Below are 23,711 nucleotides of genomic sequence, written 5' to 3'. Positions count from 1 at the left end.
CGCTGGTTGGCAAACGATAGCCGCAGAAACTGTCAATGGCGTTAATCAAGTTCTTTGGAAAAACATTTCTGGAAACTATCTGCATATCTGGAGTTTAGATAGTAACTGGAATTGGGTTTCTTCTGAAGGAAATTGGGGATTAAATTCGGCAGAAGCTTTAACTCAAGAAACTAACTTTGCCATAGATGCTAATGGTGATGGTGTTATCGGTTACACACCAATTGAATTAGCAGGTAACACCAAACTAGTCAAAGATGCCACCAACAAATACTTTACCCAAATCGGAACAAATACCCCAATTGCTATTAAAAATGGTGGACAACAAATCTACCAAAATATCTACGCTGGTTGGCAAACGATAGCCGCAGAAACTGTCAATGGCGTTAATCAAGTTCTTTGGAAAAACATTTCTGGAAACTATCTGCATATCTGGAGTTTAGATAGTAACTGGAATTGGGTTTCTTCTCAAGGAAATTGGGGATTAAATTCTGCTGATGCTTTCACCCAAGAAACTAACTTTGGCATAGATGCTAATAGTGATGGTGTGATTGGTAATCCCTCTAGTCTGACTTTGACAGGTACTAGTGGTAATGATTTCCTCGTTGGTGGTGCAAATAATGATATTCTCACTGGTGGGGGTGGTAAAGATACTCTAACTGGTGGTTTAGGAAGTGACAAATTTGTTTACCAAAATCTTACTGATTCTCTCTTAGCTAACTTTGATGTGATTACTGACTTCAACGCCACCACAGGTAATGATTTATTCCGTGTTTCTACCGCACGAGCCGGATTTGTGAATGTGGGCGCAGTTAATACCCTGGATGCTGCTGGTATGGGGGCAAAATTAACAGCCGCAGCCTTTGGGTCAAATTTTGCGGCTCAATTCAGTTTTGGACAAAAAACCTTTGTGGCTATTAATGATGCAACCGCAGGGTTTAATGCTGCTACTGATGCCATTATTGAGGTTACAGGATTAACCGAAACATTGAATGTCAATAATTTTGTGATTGTTTAGAAGATATTCAGCAAGTCAAACTTCCTACTGTTAATTAACCAAAACGGTTGGGACATGGACTTTGACAAAATTACGAAAAACCTAGATTTGTAGGGGTTTAGCAGTGCTAAACCCTTACCCACAGAATCAAATGATTAAGCCGTGTTGAGTATAAATAGTTCGACTTGTTTATAAGTGCTTAGAAAATGAGGTTAATAATCAAAAGGATTCAAATATACTGAGATCACCGACTTTTCTAAAAAGTCAGGGATCTCAATACAAATTCGAGAAAGCCCTAAAAGATATAATGTAAAAGAACATTATCCATATATTGCAGTGAACAGTTATCAGTAAACGCCTGTCAAGCTATAACTCTGATAACTGATAGCTTATTCCCTTACACCATTAGCGGTAGAAAAACATTGTGTTTGTTCTTAGCGGTTACGAGTACCTTCTAGGCTTTTTTCTCCTGTGTAGCCTAGTTCCAGTCCTAGCACTGTCAGCCTCAAAAATTCTTAGACCCACTGGTAACAGTCTGGAAAGACGCACAACTTACGAATGCGGACTAGAACCCATTGGCGGAGCTTGGATTCAGTTCAACATTCGTTACTATATGTTTGCTCTGGTCTTCGTTGTCTTTGACGTAGAAACAGTATTTTTGTATCCTTGGGCAGTTGCATTTAACCGTTTGGGTTTATTGGCATTTATCGAAGCCCTAGTCTTTATTTCGATTCTTATCATCGCCTTAGTTTACGCATGGCGCAAAGGAGCTTTGGAATGGTCTTAAATTCTAATATCATCACCCCAGACAAAGAACAAATCATCAACCCCATTCAACGGCCGACAGTTACCCATGAACTGTCAGAAAACGTCATTTTAACCACCGTTGATGACCTTTACAACTGGGCGCGACTTTCTAGTTTGTGGCCTTTACTGTTTGGTACAGCTTGCTGCTTCATTGAATTTGCGGCATTAATCGGCTCTCGCTTCGACTTTGACCGTTTTGGGTTAATTCCTCGTTGTAGCCCCCGCCAAGCCGATTTAATCATCACTGCGGGAACAATTACCATGAAGATGGCTCCCCAATTGGTGCGTCTTTATGAACAAATGCCCGAACCCAAGTATGTGATTGCCATGGGCGCTTGTACAATTACTGGGGGAATGTTTAGCGTTGACTCACCTACCGCAGTGCGCGGAGTTGATAAGCTGATTCCTGTAGATGTATATTTGCCTGGTTGTCCTCCCCGTCCAGAAGCGATTATTGACGCAATTATTAAACTGCGGAAAAAAATTGCCAACGAGTCTATGCAGGAACGGGATAACATCAAGCAAGTTCACCGTTACTACAGTACAACTCATAATATGAAGCCAGTTCCCGAAATCTTAACTGGTAAATATATGCAGTCAGAAACGCGCTTTAATCCTCCCAAGGAATTGACAGAAGCAATTGGTATGGCTGTACCCCCAGGATTGTTGACAGCAAAAACACAGAAGGAGGAACAAGCGCGTGGCTGAAGAAGAATCCAAACCAGTTCCCGTAGCGGAAGCACCTCTAGTTAAACCCGGTAAAGTTTCCCAATGGTTAGGGTCAAATGGCTTTTTCCATGAGTTTCTAGAACTTGACGCTAACGGAGTAGAAATAATTAAAGTCCCCGCAGATTTTCTACTGCCTATTTCTACAGCTTTGTATGCCTATGGGTTTAATTATCTCCAATTTCAGGGAGGAATTGACTTAGGTGCAGGAGAAGAATTGGTAAGTGTTTATCATTTACTCAAAGTAAGTGATAATGCTGACCGTCCTGAAGAAATCAGGGTGAAAGTGTTTTTACCCAGAGAAAATCCCTCTTTGCCTTCAGTTTACTGGATTTGGAAAACAGCAGACTGGCAAGAACGGGAAAGCTATGATATGTATGGCATCATCTATGAAGGTCATCCTAACTTAAAACGGATTTTGATGCCAGAAGATTGGGTAGGTTGGCCTTTACGTAAAGATTACATCTCACCTGATTTTTACGAGTTACAAAATGCTTATTAAGGATTGCTGGAATTGAGTTTTCAGCAGTCACAATTAACCCCTTTCCAGTTGTGGAGAGGGGTTTAAGTTATAAGTCTTTATTTGTGTAATAGTGAATTATAAATAATTATCCAAGCATCAATTAATGTAATTATAAGTTAAGAATTTTAGGGACTTTCAAGAAATAAGTTATCCTGATTAACGAACCACAGAGGCGCAGAGGACACAGAGGAATAAGGGTTTGAGAGATTTTTGCATTAGGTTGTTGAGTATTTTTTTTATTTGGAAGTCCCTTAGTTATAATAAAAAATATAAATGCTGGTTAATTAAGAGTTAGAGATAGGTAAAATATCATGTTAAAAATACAACCTCCAACCATAATTGATTTTTATCCTTTAATAGCTGCTAAAGATAAGGATGATACAGCAAATTGTCATCAAACGTGCTACAGGTGGAAAGGGTTAAACCCATTACTAAACTTCGTTTGGCAATTAATTATTTTAGTAAAATTTCTAATTTATAAGGATGGTTAAATGAACAATAATAAATGCTGTAATGGCAATAACTGGTTAAACTAGAATTTACAACCTGAATACAGGAAAACCCATCATGATCATTGCTACCCAAGCATACCAAATCACTTGGGAAAAACTACCCGATGATTACATTCTCCCAGATGATCCAGTGGACAACATCTATCAACCAGCCCAAGCCTCTGCCCTGACTGAAAGCCTCCAACTAGCTGGTAAACTTCCCCCCAGTTGCCTCACAACGACTAACTACGGTATCTGTGCCACCGTAAATGGCAAAATTGTCATTAAAGCTCCTGATTGGGCTTATATCCCGGAAATTCGCGGCACTAAAAAAGAAGTCTTTCGTAGTTATACACCCCAACTCCAGGGAGATATTCCAGTTATCGTTATGGAATTTATTTCTGATACAGACGGAACAGAATATTCCATTAAACCAACTTATCCTCCAGGAAAATGGTTTTTCTATGAAAAAATCTTAAAAATACCCAATTACGCTATTTTTGAACCCGATAACGGTAGTTTAGAATTTTACCAGCTAAACTCTAATACAGGTTTGTACACTTTGCAAAATCCTCACGAAAACCAACTTTACTGGATAGAAGAAATGAATCTTTATCTGGGAGTGTGGGAAGGTACAAGAGAAAACCTAACTGGTAAATGGTTAAGATTGTGGGACGAACAGGGAAATTTATTGTTGTGGAGTTCAGAGTTAGTAGAACAAAAACGACAAGAGATAGAACAAGAAAAACAACGCGCAGAACAGGAAACACAGCGTGCTGAAAGACTAGCTGCACAATTAAGAGCATTAGGTATCGAACCAGAAAACTAAAAGTAGGGTGGGACTCGCCCACCTTATAAGAGACTAGGCTGAAAACCCTTGAAGTTGAGTTTTGGAGCGTGGCGGAAAAACTCAACTGTCCTTTAGGCAAGGGATGAAAGCCAGATAGAGGCTTCAGCCTCCACAGAAAGTTTTTCTCGTTGACAAAATTATAATATATGAGTTAGCATAATTTTGTGGTGTTTAGGTCGAAACCATGATAATTTACGAGTTCAAAGTCAAAGGAAAAGATAGGCAATATCGCGCAATAGATGAGGCTATTCGTGCATCTCAGTTCATCCAAAATAAATGTTTAAGATATTGGATGGATAACAAAGGTGCGACGAAATATGATCTCAATAAATATTGCGCGATTTTGGCATCTGAATTTCCTTTTGCGGATGAACTTAATTCAATGGCAAGACAATCTGCTGCGGAACGTTCTTGGAGTACAATAGCTCGATTTTACGACAATTGTAAAAAGAAAGTTAAGGGTAAAAAGGGATTTCCGAAATTCAAAAAGAATTGCCGCTCAGTTGAATATAAGGTTAGCGGCTGGAAGTTATCTGAAACCAGAAAAGCAATTACTTTTTCTGATAAAAAAGGCATAGGTACTCTGAAATTAAAAGGTACTTATGACCTCAACTTCTATGACATCAAACAAATTAAGCGAGTTCGTTTAGTCCGTCGGGCTGATGGATATTATGCTCAATTTGCAATTGATGTCAAAATTAGAATTGAATCCCAACCAACGAATCAAATAGTGGGATTAGATGTGGGCTTAAAATACTTTATTGCCGATTCAAAAGGTAATGTAGAACCTGCCCCACAATTCTATAGAAAATCAGAGAAGCAGTTAAGTCGGGCTAATCGTCAGAAATCCAAGAAGTTTGACAGAGATAAGAAAAAAGCTAAACAACCACAATCCAAGAACTATTTAAAAGCTAAAAATAGGTATGCCCGTAAGCATTTAAGAGTAAGTAGGCAGCGAAAAGAATATTGCAAGAGATTAGCATATTCCGTGATCCAATCTAACGATTTGGTAGCTTACGAAGACTTAAATATTAAAGGCATGGTAAGAAACCGACATTTAGCTAAATCAATTTCTGATGCTGGCTGGGCAACTTTTCGGCAATGGTTAGAATATTTTGGGCATAAATATGGGAAGATAACGGTTGCTGTTCCTCCTCATAATACTTCCCAGAATTGTGCTAATTGTGGTCAAAAAGTGAAAAAATCCCTATCAACCAGAACCCATAATTGTCATCATTGTGGATTCGTGGAAGATAGAGATATTAATGCCAGTATCAATATCCTAAAATTAGGATTAACTACGGTAGGGCATACCGGAAGCTACGCTACAGGAGATTTGCCCTCTTGGGCGATTGGTGCAAACCTGTCGTCTAATGGCGAGTCAGTGAATGTAGAATCCCCGTGTCTTTAGACCGGGGAGTGTCAAAATTAATTAACTAGCAATAACAGCAATACAATCAATTTCTACCAACACATTTTTAGGTAAACGGGAAACTTCCACACAAGCACGCGCTGGGGCGGTATCTTCGGAAAAATATTTTGCATAAACCGCATTAACAGCGGCAAAATCATTCATATCAGCTAAAAATACCCCAGTTTTTACCACATCTGCAAATGTAGCCCCTGCTTCTGTCAAAATAGCTTCAATATTTCTCATTACCTGTTCTGTTTGCTTAACCACATCTTCGGTGTAGACAACATCACCTAAACGGGGATCTATGGCAATTTGTCCAGCTACAAACAACATTTGTCCAGAAGCGAGAATTGCCTGATTGTAGGGTCCAACTGGTGCAGGTGCTTTATCGGTACGGATTACTTTACGAGTCATAATATTTATCTCTTTTGGCTCTTTTGTTAATGGTGTTTCTGGTTTACCGAATTCTAAATCTGTAGGTGTTTGGTAAACTTCTCCATCTGGCATTATCGCACCTGTCAGGTCAGCATTTTTAAAGGTTGCACCATAGATATTTACGCCGGTTAAATCTGCTCTTTTTAAGTTTGCACCATTGAGATTTGCCTTCATTAAATCTGTTGTTTGCAAATCTGCTTTTTCTAAATTTGTACCTTGTAAAGAGGCTTTTCGGAAGTTTACACTATCTAGGTTTGCTTTGCTCAAGTTGGCATTATCCAAGTTAGCATTACTGAAATTTGCACTTTCTAGATTTGCTTTACTCAAATTAGCATTATCCAAGTTAGCATTACTGAAATTTGCTTTATCTAGGTTTGCTTTACTTAAATTAGCACCACTCAAATCAGCCCCGGTCAAATTTAAATTAGAACCGTTCACTAATTCACTTAAATTAGCGTTTATTAAAGATGCCCTGGTGAGATTTGTACGATCAAGATCCGCTTTACTCAAGTTAGCATCATTCAAATCTGCCCCCGCTAAATTTGCACCTGTTAGGTCAATTTCACTCAAATCTGCACCTTCAAGGTCTACTCCTCTCAGATTGACAGAACGAAAAATTCGTTCCCCAGCGGCGTATTTCTGTAAAAGTTCTTCAGCGTCCATAATGCACCATTGAATACCATGCAAACAGTATAAAACAATGCTTGACGTTAAGGCATAGGTATTGATGGCAATATTGCCTAATGATTAATTATAGTGTTATAATGGCACTACCTAACACCGCATGACAAAAAGAGGAAAATCAAGAGAAAATGAAAGCATAGAAATACTAAGCATTGCCATTATGCCTGAAGGAAAAAGACTAAACATATATTTCACTGATGAAGATGATTTAAAGCTTTATGCAGAAATATCAACAGCAGCGAAAAACGAAAAACGCTCAATGAGCCAAATGATAAAAATACTTGTCAGTGATGCCATAGCGAAGCGCCAACACCAAAAACAATAAAAACTAACATGACTACAGAACAAAGACTTGACCGCGTGGAAACTGAATTTGCTACCATTCGTCAACTACTGATCTCAGCCGCTACCTATGCTGAATCAGCTAATCGGCGGATTGATGAGTTAGGTGCAAAACAAGACCGCACTCAAATCATGTTGGATGAGTTAGGTGCAAAACAAGACCGTTCCCAAATCATGTTGGATGAGTTAGGTGCAAAACAAGACCGTTCCCAAATCATGTTGAATGAGTTAGGCATAAAACAAGACTGCACTCAATCACAACTTGACCAGTTAGGAATGCAAGTTGACCAATTATCAAGCAGAGTTGATGAGTTTATCTTTCATACTCAGCGCCTATTTAACAAAGCAGGTGGTGAGATAGAAGAAACAAAGGCAAGAACTGAAAGATTAGAAGCAATAATGTTAAAACTTGATCGAAACTATGAAGAGCAAAAATCGCAGTTTCAGGAGTATCAACTGACAACTAATGCAGCATTGGAACGAATTGACCGAGTTTTAGATTATCTATTGAGACAGTCAGGAAATTAAACAGCTTGGGTTTAGCATTGTGCTTTACCTCTACAGATTTCTTCTCTCTTCTTCTCTTACTTTGCGCCTTTGCTCCTTAGCGTCTTTGCGCGAAACCATTCCAATCTCCTACCCCAACCTCGGACGAATCCCATAATTTCTATACTGCCAATAATCCCGCAAAATCCGGTCATGATCAAAACACAAATTACCTGGAACACACCAAGGCTCAAAAATACCCAACCCCTTAGCATCATCACCCGCTAAAGGCTCACCCGTAGCTGTTGCTAAAAATACAATACTAATCGTATGTTTACGAGGATCACGACTGGGATCAGAATATACTAATAACTGTTCTATTAACTCTACTTTTAAGCCTATTTCTTCTTCTGCTTCCCTAATTGCTGCCTTTTCCACCGATTCACCATAATCAACAAAACCACCGGGTAACGCCCAGCCTAAAGGTTCATTATGTCTTTCAATCAGGATAATGGGGCGATGAGGTCTATCAATTAATTCAATAATAATATCAACGGTGGGTACAGGATTTCTGTAAGTCATGATTCGGTTATGGTAGGGATTATAGATCCCCGACTTCTTTGAGAAGTCGGGGATCTGAGTTAATCTTCTCATAAGACCTCGCGGTAAGCGGGAAACGAGCGCGGCTTGGCTCCCAACAGAGGGAAGCGGCACGAGGGATTTTAATCCCTGTGGTATGTTAGAATTAAATTGTGAGTAAGAACAAAAAACATCTACGTGTTGAAGCATCCTAGTACGGAGAAATTCCGGCTCATAAGAAACAACGGTTAGGTTTAAGTCCTAATGGCAGTATTGACAAGAAAGAGCGAGTAATGGCAGGTTGTGGAGCGTACCGCGTCTTGGCTTAGTGATGGATTCTAAAAACACTGAAAACCATAAAAGTAAGCGCAATTTCGACACCTTGATTGGCAGTTGTTTTGAGCGTTTAGGCGGCGTTTGACGGTCGCAGCGAGATTAGATTGAGCTAAACTCTTAATTTAATTCTGTCAGTAGAATCTCAGTGGCTTGGCTCCCTGAGAGTGTCAATTCTTCACGAATCACAACAGTCAAGACTAACTATGCCATGATAAATTCAATGCGTGATTTATAAAAATATATTTCAGGTTAAATATGCCTTTTCCTAGATCCAGTGGTATTTTACTTCATCCTAGTTCTTTTCCCAGTCGGTTTGGTATTGGGGATTTGGGTTTGGAAGCTTATCGGTTTATTGATTTTCTCAAACATAGTCATCAGCAATATTGGCAAGTTTTACCTCTAGGTCCGACTGGTTACGGTAATTCCCCTTATATGTGCTACTCCGCAATGGCGGGAAATTACTTTTTGATTAGTCCCGAAAAGTTGCTAGATGAGGGTTTGTTAATTCCAGAAGATTTGGCTGATTTACCAGATTTTTCTGTAAATAAAGTAGATTTTAACGAAGTTATCCCTATTAAGGTTAATCTACTCATTAAAGCTTGTGAGGATTTTAAAACTAAAGCAAATTCAACTCAAAAAGCAGCTTTTGCTAAGTTTTGTGCTGATAAAGGCTATTGGTTAAATAATTACGCGCTATTTATGGCGATTAAAGATGCCCAAAAGGGTAAAAGCTGGCATAATTGGCAACCGGAATTAGCAAAGCGTGAACCAGCAGCTTTAGCAAAAATTACACAAGAGTTAAAAGAGGAGATTTTTTATTACAAGTTTGTTCAATATGAGTTCTTCCGGCAGTGGTCAGAACTGAAAAAATATGCTAACGAAAATGGGATAGAGATTATTGGTGATATTCCCATTTACGTAGCCCATGATAGTGCTGATGTGTGGGCTAATCCTGAGATTTTTGCTTTAGATGAAGAAACGGGAGAAGTGGCTTTAATGGCGGGAGTTCCACCCGACTACTTTAGCTCTACTGGTCAATTATGGGGAAATCCGGTTTATAACTGGGAAGAATTGCAAAAACAAGATTTCAAATGGTGGATATTACGCTTTGAGGCGATGCTGGATTACGTGGATATAATTCGCATTGATCATTTCCGGGGTTTTGAGGCTTATTGGGCTGTTCCCCAGGGAGAAACTACTGCCATGAATGGCGAATGGATTGAAGCGCCTGGAGTGGCTTTATTTGAGGCAATTAGAAAGCGTTTGGGTAAGTTACCTGTTTTGGCGGAGGATTTGGGAATTATTACGCCAGAAGTGGAGGCACTGCGAGATCAGTTTGAGTTTCCAGGGATGAAGGTGTTACAGTTTGCCTTTGGTTCTGATCCCGGAAATCCATTTTTACCTTTTAATTACACTCGTAATGCTGTAGTTTATACAGGTACTCACGACAACGATACGACTGTAGGCTGGTTTAACACGGGAAATGATTATGAAAAGCAAAATTTATTGTTGTATTTGGGTTGTATAAGTCCTGATGGTATACACTGGGACTTAATTAGATTAGCTTTAAGTTCGATCGCTAATCAAGCGATTATACCTTTGCAGGATGTATTAGGTTTGGGAACTGAAGCCCGGATGAATTTTCCTAGTACAGCGGAGGGAAATTGGGAGTGGCGTTACCAACCAGGTGTATTAACGCCAGATTTAAGCGATCGCTTAAAAACTCTCACTCTCCGTTACGGACGCGCTAGTAGAGAAAAGTAGGGGAAGTGGGGGAAGTGGGGGAAGTGGGGGAAGTAGGGGAAGTAGGGGAAGTAGGGGGAGTAGGGGAGAAATTTTCTTCCTTCTGACAACTGACAACTGACCACTGACCCCTATGAGTTTGGTTTAGCAGCGATCTTGATTTCTTGAGTTTTCCCAAGTTCTCCCATTTCCTTTGCTTCCTGCTGATTCACGCTCATTAACACACCACCAGCATTATCAGTTTTTACTGTCAGTTGGTCAGTGGCGGTCCAAGTGCGACTAGAACCTTGTGGTAAAACTCCCTCAAAGGCGGTTTTACCATCTGTAACCACGCTAATCCAAGATGAGGTTTTTAAAGTCACACCAATTTGTACGGATTGATGCTCTTTCTTGCTGAGTAATGTATTACTAGCTGTTTCTTGCCCTTTTGACTGCGCTGCTGTATTTGGTTGAATTTGGCGGTTATTTGCCTGCAAGGTGGCATTATTCAACAACTGGGATAAACCGTTCACAGAACAGAAAATTAACCCGATATAAAGCAGGTAAAGATGAATAGGACGTAATTGAGGAACAGCTTGTGCTTTCCAATGGGATTTAACACCCACTGATTGAGAACCAATGGGGAAATGACTGGCAAATTCTGCTCCCCGAACTCCTAAAGCGTCTGCAAACTGTCTAATTAAGCCTTGAATATAAATTGGTTCTGGTAAGTCGCTTAAATTACCTTCTTCAATTGCTTGCAAAAGTCGTCGAGGAATTCTAGTTAATCCGACTAACTCATCCAGAGTTAAACCTTTTTCTTGCCGTAGTGAAGCTAGTTGTGAGCCAAGTTGTCCTAACTTTTCGGCTTGATGTTCCTTGATAGAAGGTTTGATTGGCTGTTCATCCTTCTTTCTGAACCATTTCATGTTTTTCCTTTACTCCTTAACTCGGCTTTGTCTGAATCGTTGTGCGAATTATCTGCTTATTTAAAAAACTCATCTCATCTTCACTAAGATGACGATATTTACCAGATGGCAAAAATGCTGTTGTTGACGTTTTTAATTGAATTAAACCAATAGCCGTACGATGTAGCTTGATAACTGGATATCCCAATTGTTCAGCTATGCGGCGAATTTGACGGTTTCTTCCTTCCTGTAAAACGATCTCTAAACAGCTTTTATCAATATAAGTTTCAATTAAGCGCACCTGAGCAGGTCTTGTGATTCTTCCTTCCAGAACTATACCCTGACTCCACTTTTTGAGAACTGTTGCTGGGGGATGGCCTTGAACAACAACACGATAGGTCTTAGTAATACTATGACTGGGATGGGTAAGTCCATAGGTAAGTTCCCCATCATTGGTTAAAATCAAGGCTCCTGTGGAGTCTACATCCAAACGGCCTACCGGGTGAATACCCCATCCGGTTCTTAACTCTGACGGTAGCAGATCCAAAACGGTTGGTCTTCCTTGAGGATCATGGCAAGTAGAGACAATTCCGGCTGGTTTATGCAGTAATAAACAGATTTTGGATGGTCGCTGTTCTGCCAGCACAGGTTGACCATCAATAGAGATTTTGTCTTGAGAGGGATCGACTTTTTGACCTAAATGTGCTAATACCCCGTTAACACATACTCGTGATTGCCTCATCATTTCTTCGGCTTCACGTCGTGAGGCGATACCCCATTGAGCTAGAATTTTTTGTAACCGTTCCTCCATGTTTAAATTGTGATTTTCTTGCTGAATATTTTTATACTACTAATGTTTGCACTTTGTTGTTAACAAACTTCCATGCTAAAGTTAAGAACTGTTTAAGATGCTCAATAATTGGGCATATTTACATTGATGTAACCGTCGAAAAATGACAGAACCAAGTTCCCCAAATCCAAATAATAGCAGAGTCAGGATCATTACAAAAGTTTTAACATCAGCGATTAAGCTCTGGTTAAGAAGCCAATTAAATCAAGTATCTCATTTAGAGGTACAGATAGAAGCAAGCGATCGCCAATTACTTTCTGGTTACATTCCTGGAGTATCAATTTCCGCTAGTAATGCAGTGTATCAAGGTCTTCGTGTTACACAAATCGAACTTGAGGCAGAAAAAATCCAACTGAATGTTGCTGCAATATTAAAAGGACAACCTTTGCAATTATCAGCAATAGTCCCTGTGGTTGGTAAGCTGATTATCACCGCACAGGATCTTAATAACTCTCTTTCCTCTCCATTATTATTAACTGCTATAAATGATGGACTGATTCCACTATTAGCAGAATACAGCCTAAATTACCCGTTTATTACTTGGGAAAAAATCACCCTTGACAACCAGGTATTGATCCTACACGGTATCCCCATTTCTGAAACAGAAGGGGCATTTTTCAATATTCATTTAGGCTTAGAACTACGCAATGGTCAAGAACTGCAATTAACGCAGGTTCAGGTCAAGACCGATCAAGAGGTGCTTTTGGAAAGGAATTCTCCTTATATGATAAACCTGGGAACAGATGTTGATATCGAAAAAATTTCTCTGCTGCCAGAACAATTAACTTGTTATGGACGTATTAATATTAACCCATAACTATTAAAAAATCAAAACTCAATATTCCCTGAATTTACTTTAAATTGTATGGCTATTGTGAGTGACATGAGCAAGTTGAGATTAAATCTTATCTTAGTTCCTATTACAGCGTTTTTTCTAATAAAGGTAAAAGTAATGTAACGAAATAATACACTAGAGGAGCAGTGAAAATATAGCTATCGGTGCGATCTAAAATCCCTCCATGACCAGGGATCAATTGTCCCGAATCCTTGACACCAGCATCACGTTTCAGTAAGGATTCTGTTAAGTCACCCAATAAACTAGCAATACCAATAATTAGACCTAATGTGACACCAGTGATTAACCAATGGGGAAAATGGAGAAGGTAAGCTCCTACCATAGCAACAGCGACACTGGCAGTAATGCCAAAAACAGCACCTTCTACAGTTTTTTTGGGACTAATATCTGATAATCGCGTTTTCCCGAAGAACTTACCAAACGTATAAGCACCAATATCAGCAGCCCAAATACATAAGAATGTGAGGATAGTCGCGGTTAAACCCGCGGGGAAGGCAGTTAAATTGCCTTGTCCAATATCTTGCCAATTAGATGGCCAATAACCACCTAAAGGTAAATTACTGCTAATAGCATGATCAATTCCTCGTAAGCGGACCCAGTAACTTGGTAAGTAACCGACATAAAACAAACCCATAATAGAAGCGGAAATATCCGCAATGGTGGCTAATTTGGGTTGAAATAGTAAATAAAAACAAATAAGTGTCCCGGCTATGGGCATAATTGCATCAGCTAAACTACCATTCAGGGTACAAATTGCCAGTAGAACTTGACTAACAATCATAGTAGTTTTGACTGAGGGTGTGATGCCGCGAGAACGGACCAAATTAAAATATTCTTGTTGACCTAAAAATACGACAATAGCGATCGCTATCGTAAAATACCAACCCCCTAAGAGGGTTGCAGATAGCGCCATGATAATCGCAATAATTCCACTAATAATTCGAGGCCAGGGCATAGGATAATATTGGGGATTTTAGATTTGGGATTTTGGATGCAACCCAAAACCGAAAACCGAAGGAATTTAATCTAATTTTTCACCACTAAGAATGAAAATGGGATCGGCTGCTACAAAGGTTTGAGAATAGCCCCGTGTTTCTAAGCGATTTACCGCTGACTGGACAACTTCAATATTCCTAACTCTCAACTGAGAAAAGCTTTGAGAAATAGCATACAGACTTTCTAGACTAGCAGCAGTAGCGACTACTCGGCCAGATGTTGGTAAATATTGCCATGCAGCTTGGACAATTTCCTGTATGGCTTTTCCACCTTCAATGCAGATCCGATCAGGTAGTAACTTGATTTGATCTAAGCATTCTGGGGCGCTACCTTCAATTACTTCGACGTTTTTGACTTCAAAGCGATCGCAGTTGCGTCTAATTAGGTTCGCAACATCCTCATCTCTTTCGATAGCAATCACTCGTCCGTGGGGACACAATAAGCTCACCTCTATAGGAATTGTACCTGTTCCTGCGCCAATATCCCACAATACCGAATTCGCTTCTAGTCGCAGTTGGGAAATTATCAGCAATCTTAATTCTCGCTGACTGAGGGGAATACCTGGTAAATTCTCAAATAATTCGTCGGGAATACCTGGGGTAATATAAGGCCAAAGTGGGGAAGGCATAAGCAATTAAAAATTAACAATTAAAATTTAACAATTGGGAAAGGGGAAGATAATTTTGGTAGTTATGCTCATCAATGACATCAGGAAACTGCAATGATGAATAGGGAAATATTAGCTAATCGCTATGAAGTTCAACAACAGCTAGGCAAAAAAGCCGGGAGAAGGACTTTTTTAGCTACTGACTTAGTAACTGGAAAATCGGTAATTGTCAAGTTACTTGCTTTTAGTAATGATTTTGAATGGGATGATCTCAAATTATTTGAGAGAGAAGCTCAAACTTTAAAATCTTTATCACATCCCCATATTCCTGCATACTTAGACTATTTTGAGGTCAATTCCCCTACATATAAAGGATTTGCCCTGGTTCAGACTTATATTTCAGCCCAAACCCTAGAACAATATTTACAAGCTGGGAGGAAATTTACAGAAATTGAAGTTAAAGAAATTGCTAAAGCAGTTTTAGAGATCCTTAAATACTTGCATGAGTTAAATCCACCTGTTGTCCACCGTGATATTAAGCCTAGCAATATTTTATTAGGAGAGCGCTCTGGCAATAGTGTCGGTTTAGTTTATTTAATAGATTTTGGTTCAGTTCAGACAGTCCTAGCAGCAGAAGCAGGGACAAGAACTGTTGTGGGGACTTATGGTTATATGCCACAGGAACAGTTTGGAGGGCGTACTGTTCCCGCTTCTGACCTTTATAGTTTAGGTGCAACCCTAATTTATTTGGTGACAGGGACTAACCCAGCAGATTTACCCCAAAAGGATTTTCGCATTCAATTTCAGCAAGTTGCTAATCTTAGTCCCAATTTCGCTAAGTGGTTGGAGCAAATTACAGAACCCAGTTTAGAAAAGCGGTTTTCTACTGCAACCCAAGCACTCAGAGATTTAAAGCAGCCACAATATGCTGATACGTTTGCTTTAACTGTTGGTAAACCAGCGGGTAGTAAAATTCAATTAACCAAAAATGAAGAGATTTTAGAAATTATTATTCCTCCGGTTGGCTTGCAATGTTTAATGGTATTTGGAGGTTTTTTTGCCATAGCCTGGAATTCTTTTACCTTATTTTGGACTATTGGTGTTTTGTCTGCTCCCTTTCCTACTAATATACTCTTTGCCTTATTTTCATTACCTTTTTGGGGCGCAGGATTTTCGATGATCTATGGTACATTGTACAGTTTATTTGGTAGTACCAAAATACATATAGATTCCCAACAAATTTCTGTGAATTACCAGTTAGGGAAATGGACAATCCCCCGTCGTCGTTCATTTTCTAGAGAAAATATTGATAAATTAGTTTATACACCGAGATATTTTACTAAAGACTCAGATGGAGATAAAACTCAAGTCCCTGCAAAATTGGTAATTTGGGCAGGAGTCGCAAAATTTGAGTTTGATGTTAATACTTTCACCATCAAATCTGAAGCAGAATTAGAATGGTTAGCGAGGGAATTAAGTGATTGGTTAGGGATAGAAATCACCAGTCCTTAGTTTTTAGGGGTTTAGCAATGCTAAACTCAACCCCATTAAAAAAATCCCCCACCTTACGGCAGGGGATTTTTAATTACCTAAAACTAGTAGTCAGGATCAACCGAACTTACCAGCAGTAGAAGCAATGAGGAACGCTGCGTAGGTGAGGATGTAGCCAACAGTGAAGTGAGCTAAACCAACCACGCGAGCTTGAACAATGGAGAGAGCAACGGGCTTGTCCTTCCAGCGAACCAAGTTAGCTAAAGGAGTACGTTCGTGCGCCCAAACCAAGGTTTCAATTAACTCTTGCCAGTAACCTCTCCAAGAGATGAGGAACATGAAACCAGTAGCCCAGACGAGGTGTCCAAAGAGGAACATCCAAGCCCAAACAGACAGGTTATTCATGCCGTAGGGGTTGTAACCGTTAATCAACTGAGCAGAGTTAGCCCAGAGGTAATCACGGAACCAGCCCATCAGGTAGGTAGAGTTTTCGTTGAACTGAGCAACGTTACCTTGCCAAATACCTAGATGTTTCCAGTGCCAGTAGAAGGTTACCCAACCAATGGTATTCAACATCCAGAACATAGACAGGTAGAAAGAGTCCCATGCGGAGATATCGCAAGTACCGCCACGGCCGGGACCGTCGCAGGGGAACGCATAACCGAAGTCCTTTTTATCGGGCATCAGTTTAGAACCACGAGCATCCAAAGCACCCTTAACGAGTACCAAGGTAGTGGTGTGGATAGCCAAAGCGAAAGCGTGGTGAACCAAGAAATCGCCAGGTCCAATGGTCAAGAACAAGGAATTTGTGCCAGAGTTGATGGCATCTAACCAGCCAGACAACCAAACGTTACCAGCATTGGGGTAAGCGGTGTAAGCAATACTGTCGGGGTTAGACAACAGTACATTCAAGCCATACAGAGCTTTACCTTGGGCAGCTTGGATGAATTGAGCAAATACTGGCTCAATCAAGATTTGTTTTTCAGGAGTACCGAACGCAACAACTACGTCGTTGTGAACATATAAACCCAGGGTGTGGAAACCCAAGAAGAGAGATACCCAGCTAAGGTGGGAGATGATCGCTTCTTTGTGTTGTAACATCCGGTCAAGGACGTTACCTTTGTTTTGTTCAGGATCGTAGTCACGAACCCAGAAAATTGCTGCGTGAGCAAAAGCACCAACCATCAAGAAACCAGCGATGTACTGGTGGTGGGTGTACAGTGCTGCCTGTGTGGTGTAATCCTTAGCGATGAACGCATAAGGAGGCAGAGCGTACATATGCTGCGCTACCAAGGAACAGATAGTTCCCAAAGATGCCAAAGCTAATGACAACTGGAAGTGCAGGGAGTTGTTGATAGTGTCGTAAAGACCTTGGTGGGGCAGGTTGAACTGACCTTCGCTCTTGCTACCGGGGATTAAACCGGATTTGGAGTTCAGCATTTCTTTGATGCTGTGACCAATTCCGAAGTTAGTCCGGTACATATGACCAGCGATGATGAACAAAACTGCGATCGCCAAGTGGTGGTGAGCCATGTCAGTCAACCACAAGGATTCTGTTTGGGGGTGGAAACCGCCCAAGAAGGTGAGAATCGCAGTCCCAGCACCAGTGGAAGTACCAAATAACTGGCCAGCGGTGTCAGGGTTTTGAGCGTAAACGCCCCAGTTACCTGTGAAGAAAGGAGTTAAACCTTCTGGATGGGGAGCTACAGTCAAGAAGTTATCCCAGCCGACGTGGATACCACGAGATTCAGGAATAGCAACGTGAACCAAGTGACCTGCCCAAGCGAGAGAACTAACACCGAATAAAGCCGATAAGTGGTGGTTTAGACGGGGTTCAGCACTCTTGAACCAAGAGAGGCTAGGACGGAACTTGGGTTGTAAATGTAACCAACCAGCAAACAGGAACAATGCTGCTAACAGGAGCAAACCAACAGAACCAGTATATAGTTCTGTGTTTGTCCGCATCCCGATGGTGTACCACCAGTGATAAACACCGGAGTAAGCAATGTTTACAGGGTTGCTTGCACCAGCTTGGGTGAAAGCTTCAATTGCAGGCTGACCGAAGTGAGGGTCCCAAATTGCATGGGCAATGGGACGGACGTGCAGGGGATCTTTAATCCACTGTTCAAAGTTACCTTGCCAGGCCACGTGGAACAGGAGGCTGGATGCCCACAGGAAGATGATTGCCAAATGACCGAAGTGCGTAGCGAAAATCTTTTGGTAAAGATTCTCTTCCGTCATGCCATCGTGGCTTTCAAAATCGTTGCCTGTAGCGATCGCATACCAAATCCGACGAGTAGTCGGGTCCTGTGCGAGATCCTGGCTAAATTTTGGAAATTTTGTTGCCATAGGTGTGATCTGTCCTCTGACCTTTAGCCATTATTTGTCAGCAAAATTTTAGATTTTAGATTCTGGATTTTGGATTAAATCTCAAATCCAAAATCCCTACGGGTTCGGCAGTCGCTCATGGGGGAAACCCCCAAGACCGCGCTGCCTCACCAAAATTCCACTGATTCTTATCCTACTGAAAGGATGTGTGCGTGGAAGAATGCCCAAGTGGTAGCAATTCCTCCTAATAGGTAGTGAGCCACACCTACAGCCCGACCTTGAGTGATGCTCAGTGCGCGAGGCTGAATTGTTGGGGCTACTTTCAGTTTATTGTGCGCCCAAACAATGGACTCAATTAATTCTTGCCAGTAGCCACGACCACTGAACAGGAACATTAAGCTGAACGCCCAAATGAAGTGAGCGCCTAAGAACATGAGTCCGTAAGCGGATAACTCAGTTCCGTAGGAGTTAATTACTTGTGTAGCTTGCGCCCACAAGAAGTCACGTAACCAACCGTTGATGGTGATAGCACTTTCTGCAAAGTTGCCACCAGTAATGTGATTTACTGTGCCATCTGCATCTACTGTTCCCCAGACATCAGATTGCATCTTCCAGCTAAAGTGGAAAATTACAATTGATAAGGAGTTATACATCCAGAAGAGTCCGAGGAAGATGTGATCCCAACCGGAAACTTGGCAAGTACCGCCACGACCTGGACCATCGCAAGGGAATCTGAAGCCTAAGTTAGCCTTGTCTGGAATCAGACGAGAACTGCGGGCATACAATACACCTTTGAGCAAGATCAGAACAGTAACGTGAATTGTGAATGCGTGGATGTGGTGAACCATGAAGTCCGCTGTACCCAAAGCAATGGGCATCATTGCGACCTTACCGCCTACAGCTACCAATCCGCCACCAAAAGCATGACTAACTACTTGAAGAGCGTTAGGTGCTGTGTTGCCGGGAGCTAATGTGTGCAGGTTTTGCACCCATTGAGCAAATACTGGTTGCAATTGAATTGCACTGTCGGAGAACATATCCTGGGGACGACCCAAGGCACGCATGGTGTCATTGTGAATGTATAAACCAAAGCTATGGAAGCCTAAGAATATAGATACCCAGTTGAGGTGAGAAATGATAGCGTCACGGTGACGAATCACGCGATCCAATACGTTGTTTTGGTTAACAACAGGATCGTAGTCCCGCACCATGAAGATGGCTGCGTGAGCAGCGCCACCAACAATCAAGAAACCACCGATCCAAATATGGTGAGTGAAGATACACAATTGTGTTGCGTAATCAGTTGCCAAGTAAGGATAGGGAGGCATCGCGTACATATGATGGGCGATGATGATTGTCAAGGAACCCAAGAAAGCTAGGTTAGTAGCTAATTGAGCGTGCCAAGAAGTGGTGAGGTTTTCGTAAAGACCTTTGTGACCTTCGCCAGTGAAAGGACCTTTATGAGCTTCTAGAATATCTTTGATGTTGTGACCGATACCCCAGTTGGTACGGTACATATGACCAGCAACGATGAACAGTACAGCGATCGCTAGGTGGTGATGAGAAATATCAGTCATCCACAAGCCGCCTGTAACTGGGTTTAAACCGCCCTTAAATGTGAGGATATCCGCGTAAGCGCCCCAATTTAAGGTGAAGAAAGGTGTTAAACCACTAGCGAAACCAGGATATAGTTCTGCCATTTTTGCTGTATTAAACAGCAATTCATGAGGCAATGGAATGTCCTTAGCTGCTACACCTGCATCTAACAGATTGTTGATTGGTGCAGAAACGTGAATTAAGTGACCAGCCCATCCTAAAGAACCACAGCCTAACAACACTGATAAGTGATGATTCAGCATTGACTCCACATTTTGGAACCATTCCAATTTAGGAGCGCGTTTGTGGTAGTGGAACCAGCCAGCAAATAAGAACAAGCCTGCTAATACCAAGCCGCCAATTGCAGTTACATATAGCTGGAAGGAGCTAGTGATACCCCAGCCACGCCATACTTGGAACAAGCCAGATGTGATTTGAATGCCGCGGAAACCGCCGCCCATATCACCATTTAAAATGTCTTGACCAACAATAGACCAAACAGTTTGAGCGCTAGGCTTAATGCCTAACGGGTCAGCCAGCCAAGCTTCGTAGTTAGAGAACTTAGCACCGTGGAACAACATCCCGCTCAACCAGATTGTTACTACAGCCAAATGTCCGAAGTGAGCGGCGAATATCTTGCGGGAGATGTCTTCTAAATCGCTTGTATGTGTATCAAAATCATGGGCGAGGGCATGGAGATCCCAAATCCAGGTTGTGGTTTTTGGGCCTCTCGATAAGGATCTGTCGAAATGTCCTGGCTTTGCCCATTTTTCAAATGAGGTAGGAACCGGATCATTGTCAACGATCACTCTTGCTTTTTTTTCCTCTCGCTCCGGAGGACTAATCGTCATTCGACCTCCTCTCTATAAGGAATTGGGAATCATGAATACCACCTAGAATAACACAGTCGCTGTTTTCAGATTGCTCTTGTCCAGCGATGCGGTTGCCGTGTGGAAAAGAAAAGTTGTTTCTGTTGAATTATAGAGTCAGAACTTGCACATTGTTATAGACCTGTTAACAATAATTAAACATAGCCAAGTTTATGGTCTAATTTACGTTACCAGTTCCTATACATTGTTCAAATGTCAATAGACTCTTCATTTAATTTACAAAGAACAACAATTTGCAAAACTGATGATTTATACGGAAATCGGCTTAAACCCTTGCTGTTTAGCTACTTTTACCCAAAATTAGCGGTCTATAAGCAAATTATTTTCCCGGGATTAAGTCAAAAAAATCACTTATTTGGTATTTTAATCAAAGAAAAGTAAGTAGATTTATAACTTTGGTCATAGATTTATGCTCTTAATCCATAGTCCATGAGTCATAATTTGCGCCACAATGATTGCGTCAATTGTTAAAAACTATTAAGGAATAAAAACATGAACACTGGGTGCAGAAAATTTTTTGAGTTACTTTTCTCAAATAGATTCCCAATTATTAAATGGGTTGTCACATTAGTGCTAGTTGTAAATTTGAGTAGTTGCGCTGAAGCAGCAAATAGTCAGGAAATATCTATCAATCCCTTCATGAAAGCGTCCCCAGCTTCAGAAATTTCTGGGACATTTTCCGAAACCGCACCACCAAATGTTATCCAAGCATTGCGTCCCAGTTTGGAGGGTTATCAACCCCAAGTCAGCATCCTCAGTCCCCAGGTAGATGAAATTCTTCAAGACAATATAGTTAAAGTAAAGTTACAAGTTAAGGACTTACCGATATTTAAAGACCCTCAATGGCAACTTGGACCTCATTTGCACCTAATTTTAGACAATCAGCCCTATATAGCTGTTTACGATGTAAATCAGCCGGTGGTATTGTCAGACTTATCCCCTGGTACGCATACTCTTCGCGTTTTTGCTTCTCGTCCGTGGCATGAAAGTTTTAAAAATGAAGGTGCTTATACTCAAACCACATTTCACGTCTTGACGAAAACCGAGGAAAACAACCCAGATTCTAAATTACCGTTACTTACTTATAGTCGTCCCAATGGTGGTTATGGTGCAGAACCCATTATGCTGGATTTTTACCTAACTAATGCACCATTGCATAGTCTCGCTGAAACTAATCCTGAAGATACAATGAGCAATTGGCGCATTCGGAGTACAGTTAATGGTGAAAGCTTTATTCTTGATCGTTGGCAACCTATTTATCTCAAAGGGTTTAAACCTGGTAAAACTTGGGTAAAACTGGAATTCCTCGATAATCAAGGACAACCTGTGAAAAATGCCTTTAATACCAGTATCAGATTAATTAATTATCAACCCAATGGTCAAGATACTTTATCCAAAATTGTCAGAGGGGAATTGACAGCAGATGAAGTCCGTGGCATTGTAGACCCAACTTATACTGCTAAAATTCCAGCTACTGAGGCTACACCAACTCCAGCAACGAAAGTAGAGAAACAGCCAATTCCTGAAGTTAAAGTTCCTGAAGTTAAAGTTCCTGAAGTTACACCAACTCCAGCAACGAAAGTAGAGAAACAGCCAATTCCTGAAGTTAAAGTTCCTGAATTTACACCAACTCCAGCAACGAAAGTAGAGAAACAACCAGTTCCCGAAGTTAAAATTCCTGAAGTTAAATCAACTCCCGTTGCGTCTCCCCCAGTAGCAGCAGAAGCAAAAGTCACGGAAACAGAGGAATCAAATTTACCTACCCAGACAATGGAAAATCCTAAATCTCAATTTCAAGAGTAATTAACTAAAAATACTCAGTTGCAAACTTTGAGATAAAGTTTCCATTAGTGCCAAACCAGCTACAGGATTACCTACAATGTCTAAAGCAGGACTGTAGCTGGCGATCGCTCCCTGATTTGGTATGATGGCCACAAGTCCACCACCAATACCTGACTTTATTGGTAAACCAATTTTCACAGCATACTCAGCGGAAGCTTCATATAAACCGCAAGTTAACATCACCGCATTCACAATTTGACGGTGTTGATTTTTGATCACCTCGCTTTTGCAAGCTAATACTTTTCCTAACTTCGCTAAATCTTCCACTGTCCCAGATATACAACATATTTGCTCATAAACATCAAGAGATAATTCAATATTATTTAAATGTCCAGCTTCGTAGAGATAGTTAGTAATATCTATATTTGTCTGAGAACTACTAGCACGGACTGAAGCTAGAATATTTGCATCTATATATAATTGAGTATCTGCTAATTTATTTAACCATTCACAAAACAATTGTGTACATTCATTTCCATCTTTTCCTGGCAACTTATCAGCGAGAGTAATAGCACCACTATTAATCATGGGGTTGCGAGGATATCCATTATCTGCTATTAATTGCACTAAAGAATTAAAAGGCGCGTCCGAGGATTTAACCCCAACCCATTGCAAAACCTGTTTTACTCCGTAATATTCGAGCAGGTATAGTAGAGAAAATGGCTTTATCACACTCATAAATGGAAATACACAAGCTGTATCTCCTAAACTGTAATTTTCTCCTGGTTCGCAACTTATATGAACAGCAAAACGGTTAGGATTAACAATAGCTAATTGAGGAATGCGTTCAATAACTTTTCCCTGTGCTGCTTGGGTTTTTGATTGTTCTACCCAGCTAGATAAATTATGTATATTAATGCTTTTTATTCCTAGCACAAGCCGAAACCTCAAATTAAAACATAATCTGGATTATATCTTAATGAGTATTTACTCTAACCTTTCATGTAACTAATTTTAA

At 40.7% G+C, this 23,711-nt stretch carries 21 protein-coding genes; 12 read left to right on the top strand and 9 right to left on the bottom strand.

Annotated features, from left to right (window positions below; all coding sequences use genetic code 11):
- From FJR09_RS25090 to FJR09_RS08270, 6 genes are all read left to right on the top strand, one after another.
- The coding region (locus FJR09_RS25090) for a bluetail domain-containing putative surface protein (RefSeq protein WP_305791042.1) at positions 1 to 1,015 on the top strand (1,015 nt) is incomplete at its 5' end.
- A gap of 403 nt (positions 1,016 to 1,418) precedes the next feature.
- On the top strand, positions 1,419 to 1,781 hold the full coding sequence (locus FJR09_RS08290; protein WP_015081487.1) for an NAD(P)H-quinone oxidoreductase subunit 3: 363 nt from the start codon (positions 1,419 to 1,421) through the stop codon (positions 1,779 to 1,781).
- A complete protein-coding gene (locus FJR09_RS08285; protein WP_015081488.1) occupies positions 1,772 to 2,509 on the top strand; it encodes an NADH dehydrogenase subunit K in 738 nt (245 codons plus the stop codon). The genes FJR09_RS08290 and FJR09_RS08285 overlap by 10 nt, the downstream gene beginning before the upstream one ends.
- On the top strand, positions 2,502 to 3,029 hold the full coding sequence (locus FJR09_RS08280) for an NAD(P)H-quinone oxidoreductase subunit J (RefSeq protein WP_015081489.1): 528 nt from the start codon (positions 2,502 to 2,504) through the stop codon (positions 3,027 to 3,029). Before FJR09_RS08285 ends, FJR09_RS08280 begins: the two co-directional genes overlap by 8 nt.
- A 588-nt stretch (positions 3,030 to 3,617) precedes the next feature.
- Positions 3,618 to 4,370, top strand: coding sequence for a Uma2 family endonuclease (locus FJR09_RS08275; protein WP_015081490.1), 753 nt, complete (start codon positions 3,618 to 3,620; stop codon positions 4,368 to 4,370).
- Between the two features lie 205 nt (positions 4,371 to 4,575).
- Complete coding sequence (locus FJR09_RS08270) at positions 4,576 to 5,802, top strand: RNA-guided endonuclease TnpB family protein (RefSeq protein WP_168654059.1); 1,227 nt, start codon at positions 4,576 to 4,578, stop codon at positions 5,800 to 5,802.
- 21 nt (positions 5,803 to 5,823) lie between these two features.
- Here FJR09_RS08270 and FJR09_RS26035 read toward each other — a convergent pair whose 3' ends face one another.
- Positions 5,824 to 6,903: a Rid family detoxifying hydrolase gene (locus FJR09_RS26035; protein WP_015081492.1), complete on the bottom strand. Its 1,080-nt coding sequence runs from the start codon at positions 6,901 to 6,903 to the stop codon at positions 5,824 to 5,826.
- Between the two features lie 121 nt (positions 6,904 to 7,024).
- On the opposite strand from FJR09_RS26035, the gene FJR09_RS08260 reads away from it, so the two are divergent.
- Together FJR09_RS08260 and FJR09_RS08255 are read left to right on the top strand one after the other, a co-directional pair.
- Entirely contained in the window at positions 7,025 to 7,249 is a 225-nt protein-coding gene (locus FJR09_RS08260) for a hypothetical protein (RefSeq protein WP_041458142.1), read from the top strand.
- 8 nt (positions 7,250 to 7,257) lie between these two features.
- Positions 7,258 to 7,794, top strand: a complete 537-nt coding sequence (locus FJR09_RS08255) for a hypothetical protein (RefSeq protein WP_015081493.1) — start codon at positions 7,258 to 7,260, stop codon at positions 7,792 to 7,794.
- A gap of 108 nt (positions 7,795 to 7,902) precedes the next feature.
- Here FJR09_RS08255 and FJR09_RS08250 read toward each other — a convergent pair whose 3' ends face one another.
- A complete protein-coding gene (locus FJR09_RS08250; RefSeq protein ID WP_015081494.1) occupies positions 7,903 to 8,334 on the bottom strand; it encodes an NUDIX hydrolase in 432 nt (143 codons plus the stop codon).
- A 588-nt stretch (positions 8,335 to 8,922) separates the two neighbouring features.
- On the opposite strand from FJR09_RS08250, the gene malQ reads away from it, so the two are divergent.
- Positions 8,923 to 10,431 (top strand): 4-alpha-glucanotransferase, encoded by a 1,509-nt coding sequence (gene malQ, locus FJR09_RS08245; RefSeq protein ID WP_015081495.1) that lies wholly within the window; start codon positions 8,923 to 8,925, stop codon positions 10,429 to 10,431.
- A 110-nt stretch (positions 10,432 to 10,541) separates the two neighbouring features.
- On the opposite strand, the gene FJR09_RS08240 is transcribed toward malQ, so the two are convergent.
- Both FJR09_RS08240 and FJR09_RS08235 read right to left on the bottom strand, forming a co-directional pair.
- Positions 10,542 to 11,318 (bottom strand): RodZ domain-containing protein, encoded by a 777-nt coding sequence (locus tag FJR09_RS08240; RefSeq protein WP_168652508.1) that lies wholly within the window; start codon positions 11,316 to 11,318, stop codon positions 10,542 to 10,544.
- Positions 11,319 to 11,334: 16 nt separating this feature from the next.
- Positions 11,335 to 12,108: a pseudouridine synthase gene (locus FJR09_RS08235; RefSeq protein WP_015081497.1), complete on the bottom strand. Its 774-nt coding sequence runs from the start codon at positions 12,106 to 12,108 to the stop codon at positions 11,335 to 11,337.
- A gap of 142 nt (positions 12,109 to 12,250) precedes the next feature.
- Here FJR09_RS08235 and FJR09_RS08230 point away from each other — a divergent pair, with 142 nt between their 5' ends.
- Positions 12,251 to 12,964, top strand: a complete 714-nt coding sequence (locus tag FJR09_RS08230) for a DUF2993 domain-containing protein (RefSeq protein WP_015081498.1) — start codon at positions 12,251 to 12,253, stop codon at positions 12,962 to 12,964.
- A gap of 103 nt (positions 12,965 to 13,067) precedes the next feature.
- On the opposite strand, the gene FJR09_RS08225 is transcribed toward FJR09_RS08230, so the two are convergent.
- Positions 13,068 to 13,958 carry a phosphatidate cytidylyltransferase gene (locus tag FJR09_RS08225; RefSeq protein WP_015081499.1) on the bottom strand — a complete coding sequence of 297 codons (891 nt, stop codon included), beginning with the start codon at positions 13,956 to 13,958 and terminating at the stop codon, positions 13,068 to 13,070.
- A gap of 66 nt (positions 13,959 to 14,024) precedes the next feature.
- Entirely contained in the window at positions 14,025 to 14,627 is a 603-nt protein-coding gene (gene cbiT / locus FJR09_RS08220; protein WP_015081500.1) for a precorrin-6Y C5,15-methyltransferase subunit CbiT, read from the bottom strand.
- Between the two features lie 93 nt (positions 14,628 to 14,720).
- Between cbiT and FJR09_RS08215 the strand changes: the two genes are divergently transcribed.
- Positions 14,721 to 16,118, top strand: coding sequence for a serine/threonine-protein kinase (locus tag FJR09_RS08215; RefSeq protein ID WP_015081501.1), 1,398 nt, complete (start codon positions 14,721 to 14,723; stop codon positions 16,116 to 16,118).
- A gap of 96 nt (positions 16,119 to 16,214) precedes the next feature.
- On the opposite strand, the gene psaB is transcribed toward FJR09_RS08215, so the two are convergent.
- Together psaB and psaA are read right to left on the bottom strand one after the other, a co-directional pair.
- The gene (gene psaB, locus FJR09_RS08210) at positions 16,215 to 18,446 is read right to left on the bottom strand and encodes a photosystem I core protein PsaB (protein WP_168652507.1); all 2,232 of its coding nucleotides are present in this window, start codon (positions 18,444 to 18,446) and stop codon (positions 16,215 to 16,217) included.
- 167 nt (positions 18,447 to 18,613) lie between these two features.
- Positions 18,614 to 20,872 (bottom strand): photosystem I core protein PsaA, encoded by a 2,259-nt coding sequence (gene psaA, locus FJR09_RS08205; RefSeq protein WP_015081503.1) that lies wholly within the window; start codon positions 20,870 to 20,872, stop codon positions 18,614 to 18,616.
- 531 nt (positions 20,873 to 21,403) lie between these two features.
- On the opposite strand from psaA, the gene FJR09_RS08200 reads away from it, so the two are divergent.
- Entirely contained in the window at positions 21,404 to 22,714 is a 1,311-nt protein-coding gene (locus tag FJR09_RS08200; RefSeq protein ID WP_015081505.1) for a hypothetical protein, read from the top strand.
- On the opposite strand, the gene glsA is transcribed toward FJR09_RS08200, so the two are convergent.
- On the bottom strand, positions 22,715 to 23,629 hold the full coding sequence (gene glsA, locus FJR09_RS08195; RefSeq protein ID WP_015081506.1) for a glutaminase A: 915 nt from the start codon (positions 23,627 to 23,629) through the stop codon (positions 22,715 to 22,717).
- Positions 23,630 to 23,711: the final 82 nt, after the last annotated feature.

This window comes from Dolichospermum sp. UHCC 0406, from assembly GCF_009712025.1.
Classification (GTDB): Bacteria; Cyanobacteriota; Cyanobacteriia; order Cyanobacteriales; family Nostocaceae; genus Dolichospermum; species Dolichospermum lemmermannii.
The sequence above is the reverse complement of the archived record's forward strand: the minus strand, read 5'-3'. Positions and strand labels throughout refer to the sequence as shown.